The sequence below is a fragment of the Skermanella sp. genome, assembly GCF_059503625.1.
Map to the genome: position 1 here is coordinate 1 of NZ_JCACHA010000858.1, position 8222 is coordinate 8222.

10 protein-coding genes are annotated in these 8222 nt (G+C 66.7%); 6 read left to right on the forward strand and 4 right to left on the reverse strand.

The window, feature by feature from the left end:
• Positions 1–162 precede the first annotated feature (162 nt).
• Both egtB and AC5JJ6_RS31125 read left to right on the forward strand, forming a co-directional pair.
• Positions 163–1476, forward strand: a complete 1314-nt coding sequence (gene egtB, locus AC5JJ6_RS31120) for an ergothioneine biosynthesis protein EgtB (protein WP_496045763.1) — start codon at positions 163–165, stop codon at positions 1474–1476.
• 58 nt (positions 1477–1534) lie between these two features.
• The gene (locus tag AC5JJ6_RS31125; RefSeq protein WP_496045764.1) at positions 1535–1978 is read left to right on the forward strand and encodes a nuclear transport factor 2 family protein; all 444 of its coding nucleotides are present in this window, start codon (positions 1535–1537) and stop codon (positions 1976–1978) included.
• A 1-nt stretch (position 1979) separates the two neighbouring features.
• On the opposite strand, the gene AC5JJ6_RS31130 is transcribed toward AC5JJ6_RS31125, so the two are convergent.
• Positions 1980–2804, reverse strand: coding sequence for an aldo/keto reductase (locus AC5JJ6_RS31130; RefSeq protein WP_496045765.1), 825 nt, complete (start codon positions 2802–2804; stop codon positions 1980–1982).
• A gap of 145 nt (positions 2805–2949) precedes the next feature.
• On the opposite strand from AC5JJ6_RS31130, the gene AC5JJ6_RS31135 reads away from it, so the two are divergent.
• From AC5JJ6_RS31135 to AC5JJ6_RS31145, 3 genes are read left to right on the forward strand one after another with little or no spacing between them, the layout of a single operon-like run.
• Entirely contained in the window at positions 2950–3408 is a 459-nt protein-coding gene (locus AC5JJ6_RS31135; RefSeq protein WP_496045766.1) for a hypothetical protein, read from the forward strand.
• Positions 3409–3417: 9 nt separating this feature from the next.
• Positions 3418–3735, forward strand: coding sequence for a hypothetical protein (locus tag AC5JJ6_RS31140; RefSeq protein WP_496045767.1), 318 nt, complete (start codon positions 3418–3420; stop codon positions 3733–3735).
• Entirely contained in the window at positions 3732–4514 is a 783-nt protein-coding gene (locus AC5JJ6_RS31145) for a hypothetical protein (RefSeq protein WP_496045768.1), read from the forward strand. The genes AC5JJ6_RS31140 and AC5JJ6_RS31145 overlap by 4 nt, the downstream gene beginning before the upstream one ends.
• A 4-nt stretch (positions 4515–4518) precedes the next feature.
• Here the strand turns inward: AC5JJ6_RS31145 and AC5JJ6_RS31150 are convergent, their stop codons facing one another.
• Positions 4519–5517, reverse strand: coding sequence for a S1C family serine protease (locus AC5JJ6_RS31150; protein WP_496045769.1), 999 nt, complete (start codon positions 5515–5517; stop codon positions 4519–4521).
• Between the two features lie 152 nt (positions 5518–5669).
• Here AC5JJ6_RS31150 and AC5JJ6_RS31155 point away from each other — a divergent pair, with 152 nt between their 5' ends.
• The gene (locus AC5JJ6_RS31155) at positions 5670–6542 is read left to right on the forward strand and encodes a hypothetical protein (protein ID WP_496045770.1); all 873 of its coding nucleotides are present in this window, start codon (positions 5670–5672) and stop codon (positions 6540–6542) included.
• A 7-nt stretch (positions 6543–6549) separates the two neighbouring features.
• Here the strand turns inward: AC5JJ6_RS31155 and AC5JJ6_RS31160 are convergent, their stop codons facing one another.
• Positions 6550–7653 (reverse strand): AI-2E family transporter, encoded by a 1104-nt coding sequence (locus AC5JJ6_RS31160; protein WP_496045771.1) that lies wholly within the window; start codon positions 7651–7653, stop codon positions 6550–6552.
• A gap of 51 nt (positions 7654–7704) precedes the next feature.
• The coding region (locus tag AC5JJ6_RS31165; protein WP_496045772.1) for an SGNH/GDSL hydrolase family protein at positions 7705–8222 on the reverse strand (518 nt) is incomplete at its 5' end.

An 8222-nucleotide genomic window follows, 5' to 3' on the forward strand; every position in this document is an offset into this window, starting at 1 on the left:
TACCAACCGACGAGCCCGCGTTTCACCTCCATGGGAGGTACCCTGTCGATATAGCCCTGACTGAGACGCTGACCTAATTCCCAAGTTGTGTGTTCCAATTCGGAGGACATGCGCGTGCCCTCCCGGGACGCGGCCGCGCATCGACATGCCGGAGGAACAGGAATGCTCGAAACTATGCAGGACGTGATCGAACTTGCGACCGCGCCGAACGCACGCGAACGGCTGGTTCGCCGCTTCATGCGGGTACGCGGTCGTACCGTCGGGCTGGTGGCGCCGCTGACCCCCGAAGACCAGATGATCCAGTCGATGCCGGATGGCAGCCCATCCAAATGGCATCTGGCGCATACCACATGGTTCTTCGAAGTCTTCGTCCTGTCGCGCTATGCGCCGGGCTACACGGCCTTCGACGAACGCTACGGCTACCTGTTCAACTCCTACTACAACAAGTTGGGCAACCGGCATCCGAGACCGCAGCGCGGCATGCTGTCCCGGCCGAGCTGGGACGAGGTCCAGCGGTACCGCGACCACGTCAATGCCGCCTGCCTCCGCCTGATACGCCAGATCTCCGACGACGGCCTGGCCGAGCTTTCCGACGTCATCATCCTGGGGCTCAACCACGAGCAGCAGCACCAGGAACTGATCGTCACCGACATCAAGCATGTGCTCTGGTCCAACCCGCTGATGCCGGCCTACCATGCGCACGCCAATCCTCCGGTTCCGACCACGGCGCCGCAGAAGTGGTTCGAGCACAGGGGCGGACTGGTCCAGATCGGCTGCGATCCCAACGATCCCTCGTCCCGGACGCCTTTCTGCTTTGACAGCGAGACTCCGCGCCATGACACGTATGTCCGTCCGTTCCGCCTTGCCGGCCGTCCCGTAACCTGCGGCGAGTACCGGGAATTCATCGAATCCGGCGGCTACGACAAGCCCGAATACTGGCTGTCGGACGGCTGGGCCGAGGTCGAGGCCCAGGAATGGCGTGCACCGCTCTATTGGCACAAGCAGCATGGCGAGTGGCTGGTCTACACCCTTGCCGGGGTGAAGCCGGTCGTCGACTCGGAGCCCGTCTGCCATGTCAGCTTCTACGAGGCGGCGGCCTACGCCGCCTGGGCCGGCAAGCGCCTGCCTACGGAAGCGGAGTGGGAACTGTTCGGGCGCACCCAGATGGCGGACGGCAACATGCAGGAATGCGGGACCCTGCACCCGGCGTCCTCCCCCTGCGCCGGCCTTGGGCCGTGGCAGATGTACGGCGACGTCTGGGAATGGACGGCCAGCCCCTACACCGCCTATCCGGGATACAAGGCGCCTCCGGGAGCGGTCGGCGAATACAACGGCAAGTTCATGTGCAATCAGATGGTGCTGCGCGGCGGCTCCTGCGCCACGCCGAGCGACCATATCCGGGCGACCTACCGCAATTTCTTCCCGCCCAACGCCCGCTGGCAATTCTCCGGCATCAGGCTCGCGGAAGATCTTTGACTGGGGTAGTGTGGCGGTCTATCACGTTTGGTTGGAACAACCGACAGGAATGACCGCCATGACCACCAGCACCACGACGGAGTCACTGGCGGCCGGACCTTCGCTCGACGACGCGCTGGCCGCCAACCGCGCTTTCTACCACGCCTTCAGCAGCCGCGACCTCGCCACCATGGACAAGATATGGGCGCGCGGCGTGCCCGTCCTGTGTATCCATCCCGGCTGGCCGCCGCTGATGGAGCGCGCGGCCGTTCTGTCGAGCTGGCGCGACATCATGAAGAACCCCGCGTCCCCGAACGCCTACAGCCGCAACGACCGGGCCTTCATCCACGGCAAGACCGCCATCGTCGTCTGCGAGGAAGTGCTGGACGGCGGCGTGCTCGCCGCCACCAACATCTTCATCGAGGAGCTGGGGTCCTGGCGCCTGATCCACCATCAGGCAAGCCCGATCGCGATCCAGATGGCTGAAGCGGACATCCCGCCTCCCCGGCATCAGCTTCATTAGCTCACGCAGCGTCCCAGGCCGGCGCCCAGCCTGGATCGATCAGGCGGCGATTGCCGGTGAGGGCGTCGATCTCGGCCCGTTCGGCGTCGGTCAGCTTGAAGTCGAATATCTCGAAGTTGCTTTTAAGATGCTTCTCGCCGCTGGCCTTGGGTATGGCGGCTACGTTGGCTTGGTCGAGCAGCCAGCGCAGCGTTACCTGAACAGCCGACTTGCCATGCGCCTCTCCGATCCTCACCAGCGTCGGGTGAGTCGCGGCCTCACCCCGCGCGATCGGGCTGTAGGCGGTCAGGAACATCTCGTGGGAGCGCAGGAAATCCAGCACCGGGCGCTGGGACAGGAAGGGATGGTACTCGACCTGATCGCATGCCAGATCGACGCCGTGGACTTCGACGGATTCCTTCAGCAACGCGACCGTGAAGTTGCTGACGCCGATGTGGCGCGCCTTGCCCTGGGCCTTGACCTCCGCCAGCGCCTTCAGGCTGTCGCCCAGCGGGATCTTGGCGTTGGGCCAGTGGATCAGCAGCAGGTCGACATGGTCGGTGCGCAGCTTCGTCAGGCTTTCGTCGACCGAACGCTGCAATTCGCCGGGAGCGATCCGCTCGTACCAGACCTTGGTCGTCAGGAATATGTCGTCGCGCGGAACGCCCGATCCGGCAAGCGCCACGCCGACCTCTTCCTCGTTGTTGTAGGCCTGGGCGGTATCGATGTGGCGGTAACCGAGATCGAGCCCGGCCCTGACGATATCGGCGCACTGCGCCCCGGACAGCTGCCAGGTACCAAGGCCGAGGGCGGGCACGCGCGCGCCCTTGAGGTTCACGTATTCCATTGCTCGAGTCCTTTGATTGATAGGAGGCCAACACGGTACCGGCCACCCCGGTTCCGATTCGGCCGGTCTCCAGCGGCGCAACGTCGCGGCCCGGGGTCGTTTACGGAAATGCGATTTATAACGCCATCGCAACCGGTGAGGCTAATTGCGCAAGACTTCCATGACGGCCTCCAGTCGCAAAAGCACGGCAGGCGCCCGTCCCATGCGTGTTATCCCAAGCCGGTCAGGCATTGGAAGCGAGAATCTTGACGGCGGCGACGGCGGGCCGCATGATCCCGGCATGGAAGCACGCGTCGCACGACTTGAAGCCGATATGAGCGAGGTCAAGGGCCTGCTCCATGGTCAGGTCGTGCCCCTGCTCCACCGCATCGACGAACGCTTGAATCATACCGCCGGCAAAGTCGACCTCAGCAACATGGCGGCTGAATTGCGTTGTGAAACAAACGACCTGCGGATTGAAATGTCTACGCGCCTGATGGGTATCCAGGCCAAGTTGGCGGAGCGTCCGACCCGCTCATATCTGTGGATGGTCCCCGGCGTCATGGTCGCCACGGTCCTTGCCGCCGCCATCGGGGGCGCTACCCTGGTCGGCATGTTGAAGTAATCTCCCGTCATGGCACTGGTCCCCCGCACGAGCGGCACTTGGCGTTTCCGGGTTCTGGCTGCAGCACTCCTGCTCGGCGCCTGCGCGGCGCCGCCGCAGCCCGTCCTATACGGGACGCCGCCGAACGGCATGCCGGAGTCGATCGAGGTCATGTTCACGACCGACCCTGTTACCGGCAAATCGGAAGGGCCGTTCGATCCGGCCAGCGGCAGGCGGGTCGAAACCCATATCGGCGACGACGGCATCCTGAGGGTGGTGATCGATCCCGTGACCGGCATGGCGAAGCTCCAGCCGGAAAAGCCCAAAGAACCTCCGGCACGAAAATGAGATGCAAGCTCCTGCTGATCGCCGTTCTGACCGGCGCCATGCTGCCGGTTCTGCCGCAGGAAGCGCTGGCCGAGCAATCGGCTGCACCTTCGAAGACCAAGGAAGCCTCCGCACCTCCCAAGGCGCGGAAGAAGGCTCCGGCCAAAGCCTCGGAGACTAAGCCTCCGCCCGCGCAAATGCCGTCGCCGGCTGCTGTGCCGCCTCCGGTGGTCGAGATCATGCCGATGGACTTGCCGCCGCCGGCCTCCGACGCGCCGCCGGCACCGACGCCGCCGGGGTCGGGTTCGATCGCGGCAGGCATAACGCCGGTCCATTACGGCGCACCGACCCCAGGATCGTCGCGCCTGATCGCCAGCGTTCCGGTACTGCCGCCGCAACCGGCGCCGACCGTCGAGGTGCCGGCGGGAGCCGGGGCAGGAATGGCGGCATTGGCGCAGCCGGCTCCGACGCCGATGACGCCTGCGGTTGCAAAGGTGACACCGTACACGCCGCCCGTGTTCATGCCGCCGGTGCCGCCCAGGAAGCCGGCTCAGGCTCAGGCGCCAGCTCCAGCTCCCGCAGTGGAAGCCGTGGCGCCGATCGGCTCCCCGTCGATGGCGCCGGGTTTGGAGCCGGTTGCCCAGGCCAATCCCGGCTACACAGCCATCGTCCCGATCACTCCGTTCGGCGCGGCGCCGCAGCAGCAGGCGCCGGTCCCGTCCTCCTCCCAGCCGGCGCCCGAACCGATCACCTTCACCGTCCGGCTGCCGACCATCGTCATGCTGGAGCCGAAACCGTGACTCCTCACAAGCTGGTGGAGGCCAGGAGAACTTCGACGGTGCGGCTCTCCCTGCCGCGCAGGAACGTCAGGCGCATGCCGTCGGCCCCTCGGCGCTTCAGGTGCGCCGTCAGAGCCGCGAGGCTGTTGACCGGCCGGTCGTCGGCATGGGTGATCAGATCGCCGGGCTTCGCCCCCAGGGTCGCGGCGCGTGATCCGGGCATGACCTTCAGCACGCGGATGCCGGGTCTGGCATCTTCCGCCAGGATGCCGAGCGCGGTGGTGCCGGACGCATCCGGCACCGCGTCGGAGACCTTCCGGACGCCGGATTCGATCAGACGGGCAACCGTGCGCTCCAGCAGGTCGACCGGCACCGCGAACCCGACGTTCGGCTCTCCGGTCGACGGCACGACGAGGGCGGTCGCCATGCCGACCAGACAGCCTCCGGCATCGATCAGCGGTCCGCCGGAGTTGCCGGGATTGAGGCTGGCATCGGTCTGGATCGCGTTGTCGATCCGTCTGCCGCCGCCGAGATCGACCGGCCGGTCCAGTCCGCTGATGGTGCCCCGGCTGAGGCTTACCCCCGATCCGTATGGGTTGCCGATCGCAAAGACCCTTTGGCCCATGCCCAGCCTCCCGGCGGCCCCATGGCTGACCGGCGGCGCCTCCCTCGTATCGGCCAGGAGCACCGCGACGTCCAGATGCGCCGCGACGGAGATCGTCGAAGGGCGGACGGCACGTCCGTCGGAAAAGCGTATGGTAAGCTGCTTGCCGGACCGGATGACGTGTTCGTTGGTCACGACATGGCCGGAACGGTCCCACAGGAAGCCGGTCCTGACCATCCTGTCGCCGTCCGATGTCGCTTCGATGGTCACGACCGACGGCGCCACCATGTCGAACAGGGCCGCGGGGTCGGCGTCCTGCCCCGGTGTGGCGCAGGCGACGGCAGCCGTGACGGGACCGCTCCAGCATATACAGGCTCCGAAAGCCGCTCCCAACAATCCGGTGTTCAGTACGCTGCTCATGGTCGTCTCCGGCAAGGCGCCGTCGGGTCGTTTCCCGACGCGTGGTTCGCCATTCCAGTGGCAAGGCCCATGCCAGTGGCGGAATACCGTGCATTTTAGCGATATGGACCGATCGGTACCGGCAGGACTTGCCCGATATGCAGGGGGACGCGATGCAGAATCTGCCTAAGCCGCTGGTCCTCCTTTGCCTCGTGCTGGCCGTGACGCTGGGTTGGGCGGTCGTCGCTCCCGCTCCGGCGGCGGCCCAGGGCGGTCCCAATCTCGGCAAGCCGCAGACGGGCGAGACGATCCTGAACCGCGACGTCGACGTTCTGGTTTCCGCCAGTGCGGACAGCCGGGTCGTCATGTCGCTGCCCAAGGGCAAGGTGGTCGCCGCATTCGGCACGCCGCGCCGGATGCCGTCATGGACCCAGATCGGGCTGGGCGGCCGCGACATCGGCTATGTGCCGAGCGACAGCCTCGACAGCATCTTCATCGCTCGTGAAGTCTCCGGCCGGGCCGCCGTCGTCGGCCGGCAGCGCTGGACCTTTCCCAGCGGCACCCTGCGCGGCACCCACGTCCTGACCGAACCGGCCGCCGGGATGGAGATGCGCGACGGCAAGAAGCGGGAAGCCAAGCTGGAGCGCGGCGCCGTGCTCAGCCTGCTCGACGTGCAGGACGGCAAGGCGCGCCTGTCGTCCGACAGCATCGCGAGCATCACGCTGCCGCCCGAGCGTCTGGCGCCGATCATCGGCGTCCACGACTACGACTTCTCGGGCAGCGGCCCGGCGCGGAACTTCTACGCGGCGCGGATCGGCGACTACCTGACCCCGGTGGAGGCCCAGCACGCCTGGACCGACTTCATCGCGGCGGCCGGACAGCAATACGCTCCCTATACCCGCTTCATCTATCCGGTGATCGGCCGCAGCGCCGTGACCTTCGCCCTTGCTTTCGGTCCGCTCGACCGGCAGGGCGTCAACAACATGTGCGTGGCGCTGGCCCAGCGCATGCTGGATTGCTGGGTGGTCGAGGTCCAGGCGTTCTGAAGCGACATCACAACTCTTCGTAGTGCCGGCTGTGGACGTACTTGTCCACGGCATAGCGGATCAGCACCGCGATGACGGTGGCGCCCGGCAGCGCCAGCAGCGCTCCCACCAGACCGAACAGGCTGCCGCCGACCAGCAGGGCGAAGATGACCCAGACAGGGTGCAGGTTGGTGCGGTTGCCGACCAGGACGGGTTCGAGCACGCTGGTTTCCAGGACGTTGCTGCCGGCATAGATCAGCAAGACCAGCGCCGGCTCCAGCCAGCCGTCGAACTGGACCAGCGCCACGGTGATGGCGGCGATGAACATGACGATGTTGCCGACCACCGGCACGAACACCAGCACGCCCGTCAGCACCCCGATCAGGATGCCGAAGTTCAGCCCGACCAGGGTCAGGCCTACCGCATGGATCACCGCCTGGATGAGCGCGCTCAGCGCCATCCCGCGCAGGTACCCGGCCAGCCGGTAGGTCATCTCGGACACCAGTTCGAACACGACCTTGCGCGACTGGCGCGGCACCAGCCGCTTCAACTGCCGCACCACCGGATGCCAGTCGCGCAGCAGGTAGAAGGTCACGACGGGCGTCAGCACCAGCAGCAGCCCGATGTCGAACAGCGTGGCGGCGAAGCCAAGCAGGTCGCCGGCCGATTGCTGGAGCCACTCGCCCGTCCGCTGCGCCATCTGGCGCAGCAGGTCCGCGTCCTGAAGCACCTCCGCCCCCGGCACCTGGGCGGTGGCGCCGGTCAGCATGATCCGGGCCTTGGTCAGCAGGTCGGGCAGCCGCTCGGCGAAGTCGCTCGCCTGCTCCAGCAGGACCGGCAGCAGCAGCGCAAGGCATCCCGCCAGGACGCCGAAAGTGACCATAGTGACCAGCAGCGCCGCCCATCCGCGCCGGATGCCTTTGCGCGCCAGCCAGCCGGCGAGAGGATCGAAGATGAAGGCCATACCCGCACCCACGATGAACGGCACCAGGGTCCGGCCCAGCAGCGCGACCAGGGCGATACCCGCCGAGAGCACCAGGACCCAGATCAGGATGCGCCCCCAGGTTGGGATTCTGGAGCCCGTCTCGTCCGTAATGACGATATTGTTTACGGCGTCCGGCTTCTGGTCCATGTCAGTCCGCTGGCCTGGGGTATCGGCGGTATCGCCGCGATGCCCTCACGCTCACAGGCCGCCGCCCCGGCCGTTTCCGCCAAGCGCCTCCAGTGCTGCGCGGGCCAGACGCGCATGGGCGAAAGCCGTCGGGTGGACGTGATCCCAGAACAGCCGCCGGTCGGGATCGGAACAGACGCGGCCATCGGTCTGGCAAGGGGTGGTCAGGTCGATGCCGGGCACGCCAAGCACCGCCGGATCGCGGAACACCCGCTCTGTCAGGCTGAAGACGTCGAGCCGGAGGATGCGGACGGCATGGCGCGCCTCCACCCCGTCCAGGGTCTGCTTGAGCGCCTCGTTGAAGCCTGCGGTGGTCCGTGTCGCGACCTGCCCCACGCCGGGGCCGTACTGACGCACCGCAGGTACCTTGGCCAGGTCCGGCAGGTTCGCGAACAGGATATGGCGCGCTCCGGCGGAGGCAAGATCGTCGGCGATCGTGCCCAGCGCCCTCACCGCGTTCATCGCCAGCACCACGGGGTCCTGCCCGTAGACGGCGGCCAGCAGGTCGTTGGCGCCGCCGTAGACGATGA